This window comes from Agromyces ramosus (assembly GCF_030817175.1).
Lineage (GTDB): Bacteria > Actinomycetota > Actinomycetes > Actinomycetales > Microbacteriaceae > Agromyces > Agromyces ramosus_A.
On record NZ_JAUSYY010000001.1, the window covers coordinates 3647022 to 3664934 of the forward strand.

Annotated in this window: 16 protein-coding genes; 11 read left to right on the forward strand and 5 right to left on the reverse strand. The window is 69.2% G+C overall.

All coding sequences use genetic code 11. From position 1 onward, the window contains the following. Positions 1–5: 5 nt before the first annotated feature. Positions 6–377: an RNA-binding S4 domain-containing protein gene (locus QFZ26_RS17105; RefSeq protein ID WP_307044249.1), complete on the reverse strand. Its 372-nt coding sequence runs from the start codon at positions 375–377 to the stop codon at positions 6–8. A 56-nt stretch (positions 378–433) separates the two neighbouring features. On the opposite strand from QFZ26_RS17105, the gene QFZ26_RS17110 reads away from it, so the two are divergent. Beyond that, positions 434–883, forward strand: coding sequence for an NUDIX domain-containing protein (locus QFZ26_RS17110; RefSeq protein WP_307044252.1), 450 nt, complete (start codon positions 434–436; stop codon positions 881–883). Positions 884–889: 6 nt separating this feature from the next. Here the strand turns inward: QFZ26_RS17110 and QFZ26_RS17115 are convergent, their stop codons facing one another. Continuing rightward, positions 890–1720, reverse strand: a complete 831-nt coding sequence (locus QFZ26_RS17115) for a DUF1295 domain-containing protein (RefSeq protein WP_307044254.1) — start codon at positions 1718–1720, stop codon at positions 890–892. Between the two features lie 31 nt (positions 1721–1751). On the opposite strand from QFZ26_RS17115, the gene QFZ26_RS17120 reads away from it, so the two are divergent. The 4 genes from QFZ26_RS17120 to QFZ26_RS17135 all read left to right on the forward strand — a co-directional run bounded on the left by QFZ26_RS17120 (position 1752) and on the right by QFZ26_RS17135 (position 4259). Continuing rightward, positions 1752–2381: a CDP-alcohol phosphatidyltransferase family protein gene (locus QFZ26_RS17120; protein ID WP_307044256.1), complete on the forward strand. Its 630-nt coding sequence runs from the start codon at positions 1752–1754 to the stop codon at positions 2379–2381. Then, positions 2378–2899 carry an FHA domain-containing protein gene (locus tag QFZ26_RS17125; RefSeq protein WP_373460735.1) on the forward strand — a complete coding sequence of 174 codons (522 nt, stop codon included), beginning with the start codon at positions 2378–2380 and terminating at the stop codon, positions 2897–2899. The genes QFZ26_RS17120 and QFZ26_RS17125 overlap by 4 nt, the downstream gene beginning before the upstream one ends. Then, a complete protein-coding gene (ftsR, locus tag QFZ26_RS17130) occupies positions 2899–3591 on the forward strand; it encodes a transcriptional regulator FtsR (RefSeq protein ID WP_307044258.1) in 693 nt (230 codons plus the stop codon). The genes QFZ26_RS17125 and ftsR overlap by 1 nt, the downstream gene beginning before the upstream one ends. Before the next feature lie 113 nt (positions 3592–3704). Further along, a complete protein-coding gene (locus QFZ26_RS17135) occupies positions 3705–4259 on the forward strand; it encodes a MerR family transcriptional regulator (protein ID WP_307044260.1) in 555 nt (184 codons plus the stop codon). Positions 4260–4412: 153 nt separating this feature from the next. Here QFZ26_RS17135 and QFZ26_RS17140 read toward each other — a convergent pair whose 3' ends face one another. Next, complete coding sequence (locus QFZ26_RS17140; protein ID WP_307044262.1) at positions 4413–5246, reverse strand: ParA family protein; 834 nt, start codon at positions 5244–5246, stop codon at positions 4413–4415. A 75-nt stretch (positions 5247–5321) separates the two neighbouring features. Here QFZ26_RS17140 and QFZ26_RS17145 point away from each other — a divergent pair, with 75 nt between their 5' ends. Genes QFZ26_RS17145 through def form a run of 3 tightly spaced genes read left to right on the forward strand, consistent with a single transcriptional unit; the run spans position 5322 to position 10654 of the window. Continuing rightward, positions 5322–8726 (forward strand): pyruvate carboxylase, encoded by a 3405-nt coding sequence (locus QFZ26_RS17145; protein ID WP_307044264.1) that lies wholly within the window; start codon positions 5322–5324, stop codon positions 8724–8726. A gap of 36 nt (positions 8727–8762) precedes the next feature. Further along, positions 8763–10151: a MinD/ParA family ATP-binding protein gene (locus tag QFZ26_RS17150; RefSeq protein WP_307044266.1), complete on the forward strand. Its 1389-nt coding sequence runs from the start codon at positions 8763–8765 to the stop codon at positions 10149–10151. 11 nt (positions 10152–10162) lie between these two features. Further along, positions 10163–10654 (forward strand): peptide deformylase, encoded by a 492-nt coding sequence (gene def, locus QFZ26_RS17155; RefSeq protein ID WP_307044268.1) that lies wholly within the window; start codon positions 10163–10165, stop codon positions 10652–10654. Positions 10655–10723: 69 nt separating this feature from the next. On the opposite strand, the gene QFZ26_RS17160 is transcribed toward def, so the two are convergent. Next, positions 10724–12556, reverse strand: a complete 1833-nt coding sequence (locus QFZ26_RS17160) for an AMP-dependent synthetase/ligase (RefSeq protein WP_307044270.1) — start codon at positions 12554–12556, stop codon at positions 10724–10726. A 147-nt stretch (positions 12557–12703) separates the two neighbouring features. Between QFZ26_RS17160 and QFZ26_RS17165 the strand changes: the two genes are divergently transcribed. The 3 genes from QFZ26_RS17165 to QFZ26_RS17175 all read left to right on the forward strand — a co-directional run bounded on the left by QFZ26_RS17165 (position 12704) and on the right by QFZ26_RS17175 (position 15847). Further along, the gene (locus QFZ26_RS17165; RefSeq protein WP_307044272.1) at positions 12704–13654 is read left to right on the forward strand and encodes an ROK family glucokinase; all 951 of its coding nucleotides are present in this window, start codon (positions 12704–12706) and stop codon (positions 13652–13654) included. A gap of 53 nt (positions 13655–13707) precedes the next feature. Then, entirely contained in the window at positions 13708–14397 is a 690-nt protein-coding gene (locus tag QFZ26_RS17170) for a lysophospholipid acyltransferase family protein (RefSeq protein WP_307044275.1), read from the forward strand. Between the two features lie 121 nt (positions 14398–14518). Continuing rightward, a complete protein-coding gene (locus tag QFZ26_RS17175) occupies positions 14519–15847 on the forward strand; it encodes a class II 3-deoxy-7-phosphoheptulonate synthase (protein WP_307045134.1) in 1329 nt (442 codons plus the stop codon). Between the two features lie 80 nt (positions 15848–15927). Here QFZ26_RS17175 and pknB read toward each other — a convergent pair whose 3' ends face one another. Beyond that, on the reverse strand, positions 15928–17817 hold the full coding sequence (pknB, locus tag QFZ26_RS17180; RefSeq protein ID WP_444876248.1) for a Stk1 family PASTA domain-containing Ser/Thr kinase: 1890 nt from the start codon (positions 17815–17817) through the stop codon (positions 15928–15930). Between the last annotated feature and the right edge of the window lie 96 nt (positions 17818–17913).

The window sequence follows — 17913 nt, forward strand, 5'->3', positions numbered from 1 at the left end:
GACCCTCAGTGCCCGCGAAGGCGCTCCAGATCACGTCGTTCCCGCTTCGTCGGCCGACCGGCGCCCCGGTCGCGCATGGCGACCTGGGCGACCGTCTCGCGCGGCGGTGGCGGAGGCGTGCGGTCTTCCACCGCGGTCGCCGCGACCGCCGCCGACACGCGCTTCACGAGTGTCTGCCGCACGATGAGCGTGCGGTCGAACCCCTCGATGCGCACGCGCACCTCGTCGCCCGGTCGAACCTGCTGCGCGGCTTTCGCCCGCTCGCCGTTGACCCGCACATGCCCTGCTCGACATGCCGACGTCGCGGCCGACCGCGTCTTGAACTGCCGCACGGCCCACAGCCACGCGTCGATGCGCACGGGGGAGTCGCCGTTCATGTCGCACAGCCTACGCCGCGTCGTCGTGCGGCCTTCGCGTGCGTCATGCTGGAGTGGTGAGCGGTGCAAGCGGCGACGCGTGGGTCGAGGGACCAGACGGGGCGCGATACTGGGGCACGTACGGGGCCGCGGGGCTCCTGGCGGTGAGCCCGCGGTTCGAGGTGCTGCTGCAGCACCGGGCCCAGTGGAGCCACTTCGGCGGCACCTGGGGAATGCCGGGTGGAGCGCGCCACGAACACGAGAGCGCTGTCGACGCCGCCGTGCGCGAGGCGGGCGAGGAGGCCGGTGTCCCGCCCGAGCTGCTCGAGGTGCGCTTCAGCACGGTACTCGACCTCGGGTACTGGTCGTACACCACGGTGGTCGCCGATGCGACGCAGCGGTTCGGGCCGGTGGTCAGCGACCCTGAGAGCATCGAGCTGCGATGGATCCCCGTCGACCGCGTCACCGACTTCGCGCTGCATCCGCGATTCGCCGAAGCCTGGCCGGCGCTCGCCGCGCGGCTCTGATCGGCGTCAGGCGGTGCGTTCGTCGGGGCGGGGCTTCAGTCCGCGCGGGAACCACGGCACGATCGCCGAGGTGCGAGCGCGATAGCCGTCGTAGTCGGGGTACCTCGCCCGGGAGATGCTCTCGGTGAAGACGGTGGAGCCGACGAAGAGCGCGCTCAGGAGGACCGCGCCCGCGATGGTCCAGTGCAGCCACACGCCGGTCGCTGCCACCGCGAAGCCGTAGAAGACCCACCACTGCGCCTGCTCGAAGAAGAAGTTCGGATGCCGCGACACCCGGAAGAGGCCCGACTGCAGGAACGCGGGCTGCGGCGTGCGGCCGGCCGCACGCTCAGCGGCCTTCCACTGGTGGAACACCCACTGCTGCTGGTCGGCGATCGCCTCCCCGGCGAGGAAGGCCAGGAACACCACCGCGAGCACGAGGTCCCATGCGCCGAGCGGCATACCCGCAGCCTCGAATGCCGTGAGCGCCGGCAGGGAGAACAGCAGGATGAGGGCGTTCTGGTAGATCGAGATGAAGAGCAGGTTGAAGAGGCCGAACCGCCATCCCGACATCCGGCCCCGCAGCACCGCCCAGCGGTAGTCCTCGCCGCCCGGGCGGTAGCCGCCCTTTCGTACGAAGTTGAAGGTGAGACGGATGCCCCATGCCGTCACCAGCACGGCCATGAGCACGAGTCGTGCGTCGAACGCGCCCGCCACGGCGAACACCCAGACGTAGATCACCGGTGAGATCGACCAGATGCGGTCGACCCACGAGTACTCATGGGTGATCACGGAGGCGAGCCAGGTCAGCGCGGTCGTGACGGCGCAGATCACGAGACACACGACGAGGGGGTCCATGGCCGCATTCTACGGTCGATAGGATCGTGCCGTGGCTGGGGAGCGCGCGGGGGAAGTCGGTTCGGAGGTCTGGACGATCCCGAACGTGCTCAGCATGCTCCGGCTCGCACTCGTGCCCGTCTTCCTGGTCTTCATCGTGCGCGGCGACTATGTCGTCTCACTCGTCGTGCTCGTCGTGGCGAGCTTCACCGACCTGCTCGATGGCTACCTGGCCCGAAAGCTCGGTCAGGTGACGCGTCTGGGCCAGCTCCTCGACCCCGCTGCCGATCGGTTGTACATCTTCGCCGCGCTGCTCGGGTTGGCGGCGCAGAGCCTCGTACCGTGGTGGATCGTCGTGGTCATCGTCGCCCGCGACGTGTTCCTGCTCATCCTCGGCATCGTGCTCGCGAACCACGGATTCGGGCCGCTGCCCGTGCACCAGCTCGGCAAGGTCGCGACCTTCGCCCTCTTCTTCGGCCTGCCCGTCATCATGCTCGGTCTCGCGTACCCCGTGCTCCAACCGGTGAGCGAGCCGATCGGCTGGGCGATCACGCTCTGGGGGGCGTTCCTCTACTGGTGGGCCGGCATCATCTACGCGATCGAGACCGCGCGCGTCATCCGTATTCCGCTGGTGGCAGACGACCGCCGATCGGATACGCTGGAACAAGGAGGTCAGCCGTGACGGATTCCGACATCACTCAGGCCGGCGGTACGAACGAGGCCGGGGGCGAGCCGTCGACGAACACGTCGACGCATCCCGCCGGCAGCGGGGCGACCGATACGACCATCGGCTTCAGCCGCGAGGCCGCTGCGCAGCTCGGCAACGTCGACGCCGACATCACCGCAGAAGAGCAGGAGGCGATCGCCGCCCTGCCATCGGGCTCTGCACTGCTCATCGTGCGGCGGGGCCCCAACAGTGGTGCGCGCTTCCTCCTCGACAGCGATGTCACGCTCGTCGGCCGGCATCCCGACGCCGACATCTTCCTCGACGACGTCACCGTCTCGCGCAAGCACGCCGAGTTCGTTCGGCACCGCTCGGCGTTCGAAGTGCGCGACCTGAGCTCGCTGAACGGCACCTACTACGACGGCGTGCGCATCGAGACCGCGCTCCTGACCGACGGTGCCGAAGTCCAGATCGGCAAGTTCCGGCTCACCTTCTACGCATCACGTCACGACCTGGCGCCGCTGGCGAGCGACTAGTGTCGGCCACCGCTGCCTCCTCGCGGGCGAGCGGCCAGGCCCCACTGCTCGGCATCGGTCAGGTCCTCGCACGACTTCAGCCCGAATTCCCCGAGCTGACGCCGTCGAAGCTGCGGTTCCTCGAGGAACAGCGCCTGGTCTCGCCGGCCCGCACCGCGTCCGGGTACCGCAAGTTCTCGGCGGCTGACGTCGAGCGCATCACCGTGGTGCTCTCGATGCAGCGCGACCAGTACCTGCCGCTCAAGGTCATCCGCACCCATCTCGAGGCGATCGATGCCGGTGAGACGCCGGCGCTGCCCGGTGCGACGAGCGCCGCAGCGTTCCTGAGCGGCGCCCGGCGACTGCGCCGCGACGAGCTCGTCACTGCGGCCGGCGCGACGCCGGCCCTGCTCGATGAGGCAGTGTCGGCCTCGCTCCTCCCTGCCGCCGAGATCTACGGCGACGAGGCGCTCGGCGTGCTGCGCTCGCTCGTCGCGCTTCGAGCGGTGGGCATCGAGCCTCGGCACCTGCGCGGGGTCCGCGCCGCGGCCGAGCGCGAGGCGGCGCTGGTCGAGCGGGCGATGGCACCGTCGCGACGAGCCGATGCCGCCGACAAGGCGCGCGCGGCCGAGCGTGGCCTCGAGCTCGCTGGCCACCTCGAGACCGTGCACGCGAGCGTCGTGCGGGCGGCTCTCGGCCACCTCACGAGATGAAGCGGCGACACGCCGTGACGTTCGGCCCGATGTGTTCGACAGACCCCCTCCTCGTGGGTAGCGTGGAACTCGCGCCAACGGGGTGCGGGGCGCGAGAGTGAGGGGCGACGCGAATGAGTGAGCTCGACCGGACTGCACGCTCACGGTACGACCTCGGCCTGCTCTTCACCGACGGCATGCCCGAGCACGATGACGCCGCCGGCTATCGCGGCGCTGTCGCGGCACGAGCCGCCGGCATCAGCTACCGCCAGCTCGACTACTGGGCTCGTACGCAGCTCGTCGAACCCACCGTGCGCGGTGCCGCCGGCTCCGGATCCCAGCGTCTCTACGGGTTCCGCGACATCCTCGTGCTGAAGCTCGTGAAGCGCCTCCTCGACACCGGCATCTCGCTGCAGCAGATCCGCACCGCCGTCACGCAGCTGCGCGAGGCGGGCGTCGACGACCTCGCCCAGACGACGCTCATGAGCGACGGAGCGAGCGTCTACCTCTGCACCTCCGACGACGAGGTGATCGACCTCGTCAACCGCGGTCAGGGCGTGTTCGGCATCGCTGTCGGCAAGGTGCTCCGCGAAGTCGAGTCGACGCTCGTCGAGCTCGACACGCAGTCGGCTGACCCCATGGATGAGCTCGCTGCGCGACGCGGAACGAAGTCCCGCAAGATCTCCTGACGGCCTGGTTCGGCCGGGCACGCCGGTCCTCGAGGGCCCGTGACGTCATGCGACGTCACATTCGGTGCTGATCTCCGGCGCCGTTCGTGGGACGCGAAACCGATTCGGCAGTACGGAATCGTGGCTGAAGCCGGATCTGCGGATGCGATCGTCTCAGATGACGGGCGAGTCGAGCTCGTACTGGGCGCCGGCGTACTCGCCGATGCGAGCCGTGCGCAGGATGCGGTCGAGCAGCTGGTCGAAGTGGTGGGACATCTCTTCAGCGCTCTCGCCGGGCCACATGTGCAGCGGCTTCGCCGCGCCCTGCGCCTGCTGGAGCGATGTGCGCTCGGGCAGCTGCGGCGAGAGCACGAGCGGGCCGAACATGTCGCGCAGCTCCTTGATGCGGAACTGGTGCTCGAGCGACTGCACTCGAGCGCGGTTCACGATGATGCCGAGGGGCTGGAGCCTCGGCGACAGGCCGCGGCGGATCTCCTCGATCGCTCGGAGCGCCCGGTCGGCTGCGGCGACCGAGAACAGGCCGGGCTCGGTGACGACGGCGACGCGGTCGCTTGCCGCCCACGCCGTGCGCGTGAGGGCGTTCAGCGACGGGGCGCAGTCGATGAGCACGAGCTCGTAGTCGGCCTCGACGTTGGCGAGCGCCTCTTCGAGCTTCCAGATGTCGCGGATCGACGGGTGCGGCCCGTCGAAGTTGATCGCGGAGGGGCTGCCGATCATGACATCGATCGTCGAACTCGGGTTCGATCGCGCCCAGCCGCTCGGCGAGATCGCCGAGCGGACGATCTTCTCCTTCGGAGAGGCGAGCACGTCGGCCACGTTGAGATGGCCGGCGACTTGGATGTCCATGCCCGTCGAGACATCGGACTGCGGGTCGAGGTCGACGACGAGGGTCCGGACGCCGCGCGCGAACGCTGCCGACGCCAGTCCGAGGGTGACGGTCGTCTTGCCGACACCGCCCTTGAGGGAACTGACGCTGAGTACGTGCACGAACAGATACGTTACCTTTACTACTCGGACGATACCTAAACGTTCGCTGTGCGGAACCCCTTCTGAAAGGCCTGCATGTTCACGAAGATCCTGGTTGCCAATCGCGGTGAGATCGCGATCCGTGCGTTCCGTGCGGCGGTCGAACTCGGTGCGAAGACGGTCGCGGTGTATCCCTTCGAAGACCGCAACTCCCTGCACCGCCTGAAGGCCGACGAGGCATACCAGATCGGCCAGCCGGGGCATCCGGTGCGTGCCTATCTCGACGTGGCCGAGATCATCCGCGTCGCGAGGGAGTCCGGCGCCGACGCCATCTACCCGGGCTACGGATTCCTCTCCGAGAACCCCGAGCTGGCGCAGGCCGCCGCAGAGGCCGGCATCACCTTCATCGGCCCGCCGAAGCGCGTGCTCGAGATGGCCGGCAACAAGGTCACCGCGAAGGAGCACGCGATCGCCGCAGGTGTGCCCGTGCTGCAGTCCACGCCGCCGTCGCGCGACATCGAGACGCTCGTGGCGCAGGCCGACGAGATCGGCTTCCCGATCTTCGCGAAGGCCGTGGCGGGCGGCGGCGGGCGCGGCATGCGCCGCGTCAACAACAAAGACGAGCTTCGTCCGGCGCTCGAAGAGGCCATGCGCGAGGCCGACAGCGCGTTCGGCGACGCCACGATGTTCCTCGAGCAGGCGGTGATCCGGCCGCGCCACATCGAGGTGCAGGTGCTCGCGGATGCCTCTGGCGAGACGGTTCACCTCTTCGAGCGCGACTGCTCGGTGCAGCGGCGGCACCAGAAGGTCATCGAGATCGCACCGGCGCCGAACCTCGACGAGAGCGTTCGCCAGGCGCTCTACCGCGACGCCATCGCGTTCGCGAGGTCGATCGGCTACGTCAACGCCGGCACCGTCGAGTTCCTCCTCGACACCGCGGGCGAGCGGGCCGGTCAGCACGTGTTCATCGAGATGAACCCGCGCATCCAGGTCGAGCACACCGTCACCGAAGAAGTCACCGACGTCGACCTCGTCGTCTCGCAGATCCGCATCGCCGCGGGGGAGTCCCTCGCCGAGCTCGGCCTCCTGCAGGACTCGATCAAGCTCCGCGGCGCGGCCCTGCAGTGCCGCATCACGACCGAAGACCCGACCGCCGGATTCCGGCCTGACACGGGCAAGATCACGACGTACCGCTCACCGGGCGGTGCCGGCATCCGCCTCGACGGCGGCACGATCAACCCGGGCGCGCAGATCAGCCCCCACTTCGACTCGATGCTCGCGAAGCTCACGTGCCGAGGTCGCGACTACCCGGCGGCGGTCGCACGTGCCAAGCGCGCCCTTGCCGAATTCCGCATCCGCGGCGTCTCCACGAACATCCCGTTCCTCCAGGCGGTGCTCGAGGACTCGGCGTTCGTCGCCGGCGATCTCAGCACCTCGTTCATCGACGAGCGCCCCCAGCTGCTCCGCGGGCGCGTCTCGAAGGACCGCGGCACGAAGATCCTCAACTGGCTCGCCGACGTCACCGTCAACCAGCCCAACGGGCCGGCCCCCACGAGCGTGAACCCCGCCGAGAAGCTCCCGCCGATCGACCTCACAGCGCCCGCCCCCGACGGATCCCGCCAGCGGCTCCTCGAGCTCGGGCCGGTCGGGTTCGCCCGCGCGCTGCGGGACCAGACGCCGCTCGCCGTGACCGAGACCACGTTCCGCGACGCGCACCAGTCGCTGCTCGCGACGCGTGTCCGAACGCGGGACCTCGTCGCCGTGGCGCCGTACGTCGCCCGCATGACGCCCGAGCTCCTCTCGATCGAGGCATGGGGTGGCGCGACGTACGACGTGGCGCTTCGCTTCCTCGGCGAAGACCCGTGGGAGCGCCTCGCCGCGCTCCGCGAGGTCCTGCCGAACGTGAACATCCAGATGCTCCTCCGCGGTCGCAACACGGTGGGCTACACGCCGTACCCCACCGAGGTGACCGATGCGTTCGTGCGCGAGGCGGCGGCGACCGGCGTCGACATCTTCCGCATCTTCGACGCGCTGAACGACGTCTCGCAGATGCGGCCGGCGATCGAATCGGTGCTCGCCACCGGGCACGCGGTCGCCGAGGTGGCGTTCTGCTACACGGGCGACCTGCTCGACCCCGCCGAAGATCTGTACACGCTCGACTACTACCTCGGCCTGGCCGAGGAGATCGTCGGCGCGGGCGCACACATCCTGGCGATCAAGGACATGGCCGGACTGCTGCGGCCCGCAGCTGCTGAACGGCTCGTCACGGCCCTGCGTGAGCGGTTCGACCTCCCGGTGCACCTGCACACGCACGACACGGCCGGCGGGCAGCTGGCGACGCTCCTCGCGGCGAGCCACGCAGGCGTCGACGCCGTGGACGTCGCGAGCGCGCCGATGGCGGGCACCACGAGCCAGCCCTCCGCGTCGTCGCTCGTCGCCGCGCTCGCGCACACCGAACGCGACACCGGCATCTCCCTGCAGGCGGTCGCCGACCTCGAGCCCTACTGGGAGGCCGTTCGCCGCCTCTACAAGCCGTTCGAGTCGGGTCTGCCCGGGCCCACGGGCCGCGTGTATCACCACGAGATCCCGGGCGGACAGCTCTCGAACCTCCGCCAGCAGGCGATCGCCCTGGGTCTCGCCGACGACTTCGAGCTCATCGAGGACATGTACGCGGCGGCCGACAAGATCCTCGGCCGCGTGCCGAAGGTGACGCCATCGTCGAAGGTCGTCGGCGACCTCGCACTGCACCTCGCAGCGGTGAAAGCCGATCCCGCCGACTTCGCGGCGAATCCCGAGAAGTACGACGTGCCCGACTCCGTGATCGGCTTCATGGCGGGCGAGCTCGGAGACCTGCCCGGCGGCTGGCCCGAGCCGTTCCGCACCAAGGTGCTCGCCGGCAAAGACGTGCGCATCGGAGTGACCGAGCTCACCTCCGACCAGCGTGAGGCGCTCGAGGCCGACAGCACCACCCGGCGCGCGACGCTCAATGCCCTGCTGTTCCCGGCGCCGACCCGCCAGTTCGAGCAGATCCGCGAACTGTTCGGAGACCTCTCCGCAGTCGACACCGGCGACTACCTCTACGGGCTCCGTCCCGGTGCCGAGCACGTCGTCGAGATCGACAAGGGCGTGCGCCTGTACGCCGGCCTCGAGGCGATCGGCGAGGCCGACGACAAGGGCATGCGCACCGTGATGACCATCCTGAACGGCCAGCTCCGCCCCGTGTTCGTCCGGGATCGCGGCATCGCCGTCGAGACCCGGGCTGCGGAGAAGGCCGATGCCTCGCAGCCGGGCCAGGTGGCTGCGCCGTTCTCCGGCGTGGTGACGCTCGCGGTCGAGCCGGGTGCCGAGGTGGCCGCCGGCCAGGGCGTGGCGTCGATCGAGGCGATGAAGATGGAGGCGGCCATCACGTCGCCCATCGCGGGTGTCGTCGAGCGCGTCGCGATCCCCAAGACGCAGCAGGTCGAGGCGGGTGACCTCCTCGTCGTCGTGCGTCCGCGCTAGGCTGGGCTTGCATTGGCACTGATGAGGGGAGTATCGGTGGCTGAAGATACGCAGAACGACGGGGCGGTGAGGCGCCGGGGGGCGGGTGTCCGCACCGCGTCGATCGATCATCGCGACTCCGGGCCTTCGGGTGCGCACGCCGCCGACGCGACGTCCGACCTGAACCTCCGGGTCGATCTGCCGCCGGCTCCGGTGCCCGAGATGCCCGACGACGAAGTCGCCGTCGCGATCGACGACGTCGCCGTGAACCCCGGCGCGGTGGTCGGCGGCATCGCGAGCACGACGTCGGTCGAGGTCATCGCGCCAGGCCTCCCAGGGGGCTCCCGCAGCTCCTACCGGCGCGAGCCGTCGCCCTACAGCGCACTGCTGGCCGCTGATGCGTCCAAGCAGCTCCGGCGTGAGCGCGTGAGCACCGACACCGGCAACCACGTCGCCATCGTCGACGGCCCGGGAGACGAGGTCGCCGTGCCCGCCGAGGTGCCCGAAACGGCGGAGTCCCTCACCGCCGACCGGCTGATCGACCTCAACCGCACGACGCGGCCGGCGCCGCATGGCGGGCTCAACCGATTCCTCTACGAAGCGTCGCTGCACCTCGTGAACCTCGGCGACTCCGCGAAGGTGCGGGCGCACAAGGCGATGAGCCAGCGCATCCAGAAGCGGTTCGAGGGCGGGGCGCGATTCGTGCCGGTACTCACGCGCAAGGGCGGTGTCGGGAAGACGACGATCACCGCGCTCCTCGGCATGGCACTCGCCGATGCCCGCGACGACCGCATCATCGCCGTCGACGCCAATCCCGACCGGGGCACGCTGGCCGAACGGGTCGACCGCCAGACCCGCGAGACGGTGCGCGACGTCGTCTCCAAGGCGTCGTCGATCGGCGGGTACACCGACTTCTCGAGATTCGTCTCCCGCGACGAGACGCGGCTCGACATCCTCGCCTCCGACACCGATCCCACGCTCTCCGAGGCGTTCGACGACAACGATTACAACGTCGTCGCAGGCCTGGCCGCCCGCTACTACTCGCTCGTCCTCACCGACTGCGGCACCGGCATCGTGCACTCGGTGATGCGTGCAACGCTCCAGCGCGCCGACTCGGTCGTCATCGTGTCCGGCGGCAGCGTCGACGAGGCCCGGCTCGCTTCAGAGACCCTCACGTGGCTCGAGGCCAACGGCTACGGCGAGCTCGTGCGCAACGCCGTCGTGGCGATCAACCTCGCGACCCAGGGCACGCATCTCGTGAAGGTCGACGAGATCGAGGCCCACTTCCAGTCGCGCGTGCGCGAGATCGTGCGCATCCCCTACGACCCCCAGCTCGCCGCAGGTTCCGTGGTGAACTGGCACGAATTGCGCCCCGTCACACAGCACGCGGCGCGCGAACTCGCCGCCCTCGTGGTGGAAGGCCTGCCCACCGAGCGCGAGCATTGATCGGAGCGCAATTGCCGGAACGTCCCATTCGCCTGTTCGGCGACCCTGTCTTGAAGACCGTCTCAGCCCCCGTCGAACAGGTCGATGATCGCGTGCGCGCACTCGTCACCGACCTCCTCGACAGTGTGCGCCTTCCCGGCCGGGCCGGCGTCGCGGCGTCGCAGATCGGCGTGAACGTGCGTGCGTTCAGCTACAACGTCGACGGCGAGGTCGGGTACATCCTGAATCCCGTGATCGTCGAGGTCACAGGCGAGCCCGAGCTCGTCGACGAGGGATGCCTCTCAGTGCCCGGCTTGTGGCACAAGACGCCGCGGCATCCCTTCGCCAGGGTTCGGGGCATCGATCTCGATGGCGCCGAGATCGAGCTGTCGGGCACCGGGCTCATGGCCCAGGCGCTCCAACACGAGACCGATCACCTCGACGGCATCCTGTACCTCGACCGTCTCGAGAAAGACGAGCGACGCGCGGCGATGAAAGAGGTGCGCGAGTCCGACTGGTTCTGATCGAGCCGCCGACCAACGTTGAGGGCCCCGCGGATGCCGCGGGGCCCTTCACGTTCGCAGGATCGGGTGTCAGGAGACGATCGAGTGGCCCTCGGTCGCCGGAGCGCCGGAGTACATCGCCTCGATCTGCGGAGCGAAGTCCGCGAGGATCACGTTGCGCTTGATGCTCATCTTGGGGGTGAGGTGCCCGCTGGCCTCGGTCAGCTCCGTGGTGAGGATCGTGAACTTGCGGATCGACTCGGCACGCGAGACGTTCTCGTTCGCCGCGTCGATCGCGCGCTGCACCTCGGCGTTCACTGCGGCGTTGATCGCCGCTTCCTCGACCGACATGCCGGCATCTTCACCGTTGTTGTTGAGCCACACCGGGAGCATCTCGGGGTCGAGCGTCACGAGCGCCGAGATGAACGGCTTCTTGTCACCGACGACCACGACCTGCCCGACGAGCGGATTCGCCCGGATCGGGTCTTCGAGGGCGGCGGGCGCGACGTTCTTGCCGCCGGCGGTGACGATGATCTCCTTCTTGCGACCGGTGATCGTGAGGAAGCCATCGTCGTCGAACGAGCCGATGTCGCCGGTCTTGAGCCACTCGCCGTCGAATGTCTCGGCGGTGGCCTGGGGATTCTTCCAGTACTCCTTGAAGACGTTGACGCCCTTGACCTCGATCTCGCCGTCGTCGGCGATACGCACCGAGACGCCGGGCAGTGCCGGACCCACGGTGCCGATCTTCGACTTGGTCGCGAGGTTCACCGTCGCCGGTGCCGTGGTCTCGGTGAGGCCGTAGCCCTCGAGGATGGTGATGCCGAGCGAGTGGTAGAAGTGGCCGAGCCGCGGACCCAGCGGCGCCGAACCCGACACGGCGTACTTGACGTTGCCGCCCATCGCCGTGCGGAGCTTCGAGTACACGAGCTTGTCGAAGATGCGGAACTTGACCTTGAGGCCGAGCGGCACATGGCCGACCTCCTTCGCGGTCGAGTAGGCGACCGCGGTGTCGGCGGCGGTGCGGAAGATCTTGCCCTTGCCGCCGGCTTCGGCCTTCTGCTCGGAGACGTTGTAGACCTTCTCGAACACTCGGGGCACGGCGAGGAGGAACGTCGGCTTGAAGCTGCCGAGCGAGGGCAGCAGCTGCTTGGTGTCGGGCTGGTGGCCGACACGCACGCCGGCGTGCACGCTCAGCACCGCGATGAATCGCGCGAAGATGTGCGCCGTCGTGATGAAGAGCAGGGTCGAGGCCCCGTTCGGGTCGAGGACGACCTCCTTGAGCGCGACCGCGGCATTGCGGGACGTCTCGACGAAGTTCGCGTGGGTGAGCACGCAGCCCTTGGGCTTGCCGGTCGAGCCCGACGTGTAGATGAGCGTCGCGATGTCGGAGGCGACCGCGAGGTTGCGGCGTCGCTCGATCTCCTCGTCGGGGACGGCGACGCCGCCTGCGACGAGCTTGTCGAGGTCGCCGAGATCGATCTGCCACGTATTGCGGATGGCGGGGACGTCGGGGTGCACCTCGTCGAAGCGGGCGAAGTGGTCGGGCGTCTCGAGGATGATCGCGATCGCGCCCGAGTCGCTGAGGTTCCAACGCACCTGCGCAGGCGAGCTCGTCTCGTAGATCGGCACGAGGACCGCCCCCGCGAACCAGGTGGCGAAGTCGATGAGGGTCCACTCGTAGCGCGTCTTGCACATCAGCCCGATCTTGTCGCCGGGCTCGATGCCCGCTGCGACGAGGCCCTTGGCGAGCGCGATGACCTGGTCGTAGAACTCGCGCGTCGTGACCGGCGACCAGCCGCCGTCGGCGGTCGGGAGCGAGAACAGCACGGAGTCGGGCGTCTGCGCGACGCGCTCGACCAGCAGATCGGTGGCATTCGCCTCGGGGTCTGGTGTGACCAGGGCTGGGGTGGAGAATTCGATCACGGTAGCTCCTTCGGCACCGGGGGAGGTCGCGCCATCGGGCTGCGCATGAACCTCGGCATTGGGGTCGATTACACTCTAGTCGTTGCTCCGCGGCCTCATGCCCGGTACGAACACGCCTCATTCCACCTCCTGAAGGGCAGCTCCCGGGTGCACGCGATCGGAATCGACATCGGCGGTACGAAGATCGCCGGAGCCGTCGTCGACGAGCTCGGCCAGATCGTGCGGAGTGACCGCGTGGTCACGCCCGCGGGCGACTCGACGCTCCTCGAAGACGCCGTGGTGTCGATGATCACGTCGCTCCAGGCCGGAGGCGACGTGAGCGCGGTCGGCGTCGCCGCAGCGGGCTTCATCGATGCCGCGCAGTCGACGGTCTACTACGCGCCGAACATCAACTGGCGCAACGAACCGTTCCGCGAGAAGCTCGAGGCCCGCGTCGGCACGACGGTGGTCGTCGACAACGACGCGAATGCGGCGGGCTGGGCCGAGTTCCGGTTCGGCGCCGGCCGCATGGTCAGCGACATGGTGATGCTCACGATCGGCACCGGTGTGGGCGGGGCGATCGTCGCGGGCGACCGGCTCTTCCGTGGCGGCTTCGGCGCCGGGGCCGAACTCGGCCACGTGCGCGTCGTTCCCGACGGCCTCGCATGCGGCTGCGGGCAGCGCGGATGCATCGAGCAATACGGTTCCGGGCGGGCGCTGCTGCGCATGTCGAACGAGATCGCCGACGCGGGCGGCATCGGCCAGGCGCTCGCGCGAGTGCGGGCCGAGCAAGGTGCGCTCGACGGAGGTCTCGTCGCTGCGCTCATCGAGTCCGAGGACCCGGGGGCGCTCGCGGCACTCCGCCAGCTCGGCCACTGGCTCGGCCAGGCCGCCGCGAGCCTCTCGGCGGTGCTCGACCCGCAGCGTTTCGTCTTCGGGGGCGGAGTGGCCGCCGCGGGCGAACTCCTGCTCGCGCCGATCCGCGAGGCGTTCCTCGAGCACCTTCCGGCGCGTGGGTATCATCCCGAGCCCGACTTCGTCATCGCCGAGCTCGTGAACGACGCCGGCGTGGTCGGAGCGGCCGACCTCGCGCGCGTCTGGGTCGCCGAGCACTCCTGACGACCGCGGCGATAGGCTGAGGCGATGTCCGCGCATCGGGAGGGAGCAGCACGGTGTTCTACTGGATCATGAAGCACATCGTGGTCGGCCCGATCGTGCTCGCGATCTTCCGCCCCTGGGTCGTCGGCCTCGAGAACGTGCCGAAAGAGGGCGCGGTCGTCCTCGCGTCCAACCACCTCTCATTCATCGACTCCATCTTCCTCCCGCTCGTCGTCGGTCGCCGGGTCGTGTTCCTCGCGAAGAGCGAGTACTTCACCGGCAAGGGCCTGAAGGGATGGGCGACGAAGCTCTTCTTCCAGGCGACCGGACAGCTGCCGATCGACCGTTCCGGCGGCAAGGCCTCCGAGGCCTCGCTCCTGACCGGGCTTCGGGTGCTCGGCGAGGGCCGCGTGCTCGGCATCTACCCCGAGGGCACCAGGAGCCCCGACGGGCACCTCTACCGTGGTCGCACGGGCGTCGCGCGCATGGTGCTCGAAGCCGGCGTGCCGGTGATTCCGGTCGCGATGATCGGCACCGAGGAGGTCATGCCCATCGGCACCCGGATCCCGAGGGTGCGCCGCATCGGCATCATCATCGGCGAACCGCTCGACTTCACTCGCTTCGAGGGACTCGAGGGCGATCGCTTCGTGTTGCGCTCCGTGACCGATGAGCTCGTCTACGATCTCCGGGAGTTGAGCGGGCAGGAATACGTCGACGTCTACGCGAGTTCGGTCAAGGAGCAGCGGGCTTCGCAATCGCGATAGGCTCGAGCTGCGGCGGCGCAACGGGCGTCGCCGTTCCCGTATGCGGCGCCAAGCGCCCCGAACCCTCCAGGATGTTCCAGTGGTACAGCTCGTCGAGCCGGTCGTGAACGCAGATCCCTCCGTGATCGCCGGACTCGACTATTGGCGCACGCTGGCCATCAAGCAGCAGCCGTCGTGGCCCGACCCCGAGGCCGCGCACGCGGCATCCGCTGAGCTCGCCACCCTGCCGCCGCTCGTGTTCGCGGGCGAGGTCGACATCCTGCGCGATCGGCTCGCCGCGGCATCCCGAGGCGAGGCGTTCCTCCTGCAGGGCGGCGACTGCGCCGAGACGTTCGCCGGGGCCACCGCCGACCAGATCCGCAACCGCGTGAAGACGGTGCTGCAGATGGCGGTGGTGCTCACCTACGGCGCATCGATGCCGGTCGTGAAGATGGGCCGCATGGCGGGCCAGTTCGCGAAGCCCCGCTCGAGCGACATCGAGACTCGCGGCGACGTGAGCCTTCCCGCCTACCGTGGCGACATCGTGAACGGCTACGACTTCACGCCCGAGTCCCGCGCCGCCGACCCCGCGCGCCTCGTGCGCGGCTACCACACGGCCGCTTCGACGCTCAACCTCATCCGCGCCTTCACCCAGGGCGGGTTCGCCGACCTCCGTCAGGTGCACTCGTGGAACCAGGGCTTCGCCACCAACCCGGCCAATGCCCGCTACGAGTCGATGGCGCGCGAGATCGACCGCGCGATCAAGTTCATGGAGGCATGCGGCGCCGACTTCGAGGCGATCAAGCACACCGAGTTCTACACCGGCCACGAGGGCCTGCTGATGGATTACGAGCGCCCGATGACCCGTATCGACTCGCGCACGGGCACGCCCTACGACACGTCGGCGCACTTCATCTGGATCGGTGAGCGCACGCGTGAGCTCGACGGCGCGCACGTCGACTTCCTGTCGCGCGTGCGCAACCCGATCGGCGTGAAGCTCGGCCCGACCACCACGCCAGAGGTCATGCTCGAGCTGGTCGAGAAGCTCGACCCGAACCGCGAGCCCGGTCGTCTCACGTTCATCACGCGCATGGGCGCCGGCAAGGTGCGCGACGCGCTGCCGCCCCTGCTCGAAGCCATCAAGGCGAGCGACGCGAACCCGCTGTGGGTCACCGACCCGATGCACGGCAACGGCATCACGACGCCCACGGGCTACAAGACGCGTCGCTTCGACGACGTGGTCGACGAGGTCAAGGGCTTCTTCGAGGCGCACCGCGCAGCCGGCACGCACCCGGGCGGCATCCACGTGGAGCTCACCGGCGACGACGTCACCGAGTGTCTCGGCGGCTCCGAGCACATCGACGAGGAGACGCTGGCCACGCGGTACGAGTCGCTCTGCGACCCGCGACTGAATCACATGCAGTCGCTCGAACTCGCGTTCCTCGTCGCTGAAGAGCTCTCGGCTCGCTGAGAGGCCTGCCGCGGGGCATCCGGTGACGGATGTCCCGCGCTCGCCTGTTCCGGCCAGCGGTTGCGGTGTGACGCAGCGGGTCAGAGCGTGAGCGAGGCGACGACCGTGATCGTCGATCCCCGGACCGCCTGCGCGGCGGCGGCCGGGTCGGTGGAGGTGCAGGTCGCGAAGGTGAGCAGCGGCTCGGGGAAGTTGTAGGCGACCTCGAACCCGGCTGCACGAAGGGTGTCGAGGGCTTGGTTCATGGGGAGCCCCACCACATTGGGCACTTCGACGAGGTCTTGGCCCTTCGAGAGCGTGAGGTTCACGGTGTCGCCCGGGCGAACGGGGTCGGTGGTCGGCTCCATGGCGACCACATGATCGGCGGCGATGGCGCCCGAGTTGTCGAACACGGGGTCGAGATAGGCCACCGCGACTCCGGCATTCACGAGCGCGGCATCGGCTTCGGCAGCGGGGAGCCCGATGACATCGGGCAGTGCGCCCGCCGAGACCACGAGGGTCAGCGCGCCGAGCTCGGCGTAGGTGGCGCCGACCGGGTTGCCGTCGACGTCGAGCACCGCGATCACCGTTTCGGCCGGTGCATCCGAGAACTGGCGCTGGCTCGATTCTGCGACGGTGAAGTCGGCGAGCTGGGCGCGCGCGTCGGCCTCCGGCGCGCCGATGACGTCGGGCACCGGGATGATCGCGGGACCGGTGGAGACGTACATCGTCACGACCGATCCGCGCTGGGCCATCTCGCCCTCGGCGGGATCGGTTCCCGACACCTGTCCCATGGGCACGACCGGGTCGTTCCGCTCGGCAGGCTCGACCGTGAAGCCGGCTTCCTCGAGCACGAGCGTCGCGCTGTCTGGCGTGAGCGTCGTGGTCGCCGGCACCTGGGCGAGGGCGCCCGGACCCGCTCCGAAGTACCATCCCGTGCCCGCGGCGAGTCCCGTGAGCAGGAGCACGAGGGCGAAGATCCAGTAGCCCTTGCGTTTGCGCCGATCAGCCGACCTCGCGAGCGCGGTTGCCTCGTCGTCGGATGCCTCGAGGGTCGCCGTCGAGGCGGCGACCGAGCCGTCGAGTACCCGCGTCTCCGCCGTCGCGGCGCCGACCGGCATCGCCGCGGGAAGCACGGTCGTGGCCTGCGTCGTCAGCGGGACGTGGGCCGCGCGGATCGACGGCTCGACCTCGCGGAGCCGGTCGAGCATCTCGCGGGCGTCGCGCGGTCGTTCATCGGGCTCACGCGCGGTTGACCAGAGCACGAGCTCGTCGAGCTCTGCCGGCACTCCGGGGTGCTTCGAGCTCGGGGTCGGCACCGTGTCGTTCGCGTGCTGGTACGCGATCGCCATCGGCGCCTCGCCGACGTAGGGCTGCTCGCCCGTGAGCATCTCGTACATCATGATGCCGACCGCGTAGATGTCGCTGCGCGCGTCGGCGAGGCCGCGGGTGACGAGCTCGGGGGAGAGGTAGGCGATGGTGCCGAGCAGGGCCTGGCCCGTGCCGGTGTTCGCGGTGGCCGCACGTGCCAGACCGAAGTCGCCGAGCTTGATGCGCCCGTCGTCGGCGAGGAGCACGTTCTCGGGCTTGAGGTCGCGGTGCACGATGCCGGCCTTGTGCGCGGCGGCGAGGCCCGAGAGCACGGCGTCCATGATGTCGACGGTCTGCTCGGGCGTGAGTCGCTTGTAGTCCTTCAGGAGCTCCCGCAGGGTGATGCCCGGCAGGTACTCCATGACGAGGTAGGCCATGTCGGCGTCTTGGCCCTGGTCGAAGACGTTCACGACGTTCGGGTGCGCGAGCCTGGCCGCAGACCGGGCCTCTTGCACGAACCTCGTCTTGAAGGTGTTGTCATCGGCGAGGTGGCCGTGCATGATCTTGATGGCGACACGCCGCTCGAGACGCAGATCGGTCGCGAGATACACCGTCGCCATGCCGCCGCGCGCAATGCGCGAGCGCACCTGATAGCGACCGTCGATGAGACGGCCGATCATCGGGTCTGCGGGCGCGTTGGTCACCCTTCGAGTCTACGAAGAGGTATATGCCGGAGTCCGACCAAACGCCGTGAACGCGCGGATCGCAACTCCATC

What these genes read in the sequence shown, in the direction of transcription:
- QFZ26_RS17105 (WP_307044249.1), bottom strand. Translation starts at nt 377, where the DNA reads ATGAACGGCGACTCCCCCGTGCGCATCGACGCGTGGCTGTGGGCCGTG.
- QFZ26_RS17135 (WP_307044260.1), top strand. Translation starts at nt 3,705, where the DNA reads ATGAGTGAGCTCGACCGGACTGCACGCTCACGGTACGACCTCGGCCTG.
- QFZ26_RS17145 (WP_307044264.1), top strand. Translation starts at nt 5,322, where the DNA reads ATGTTCACGAAGATCCTGGTTGCCAATCGCGGTGAGATCGCGATCCGT.
- QFZ26_RS17115 (WP_307044254.1), bottom strand. Translation starts at nt 1,720, where the DNA reads ATGGACCCCCTCGTCGTGTGTCTCGTGATCTGCGCCGTCACGACCGCG.
- pknB (WP_444876248.1), bottom strand. Translation starts at nt 17,817, where the DNA reads ATGATCGGCCGTCTCATCGACGGTCGCTATCAGGTGCGCTCGCGCATT.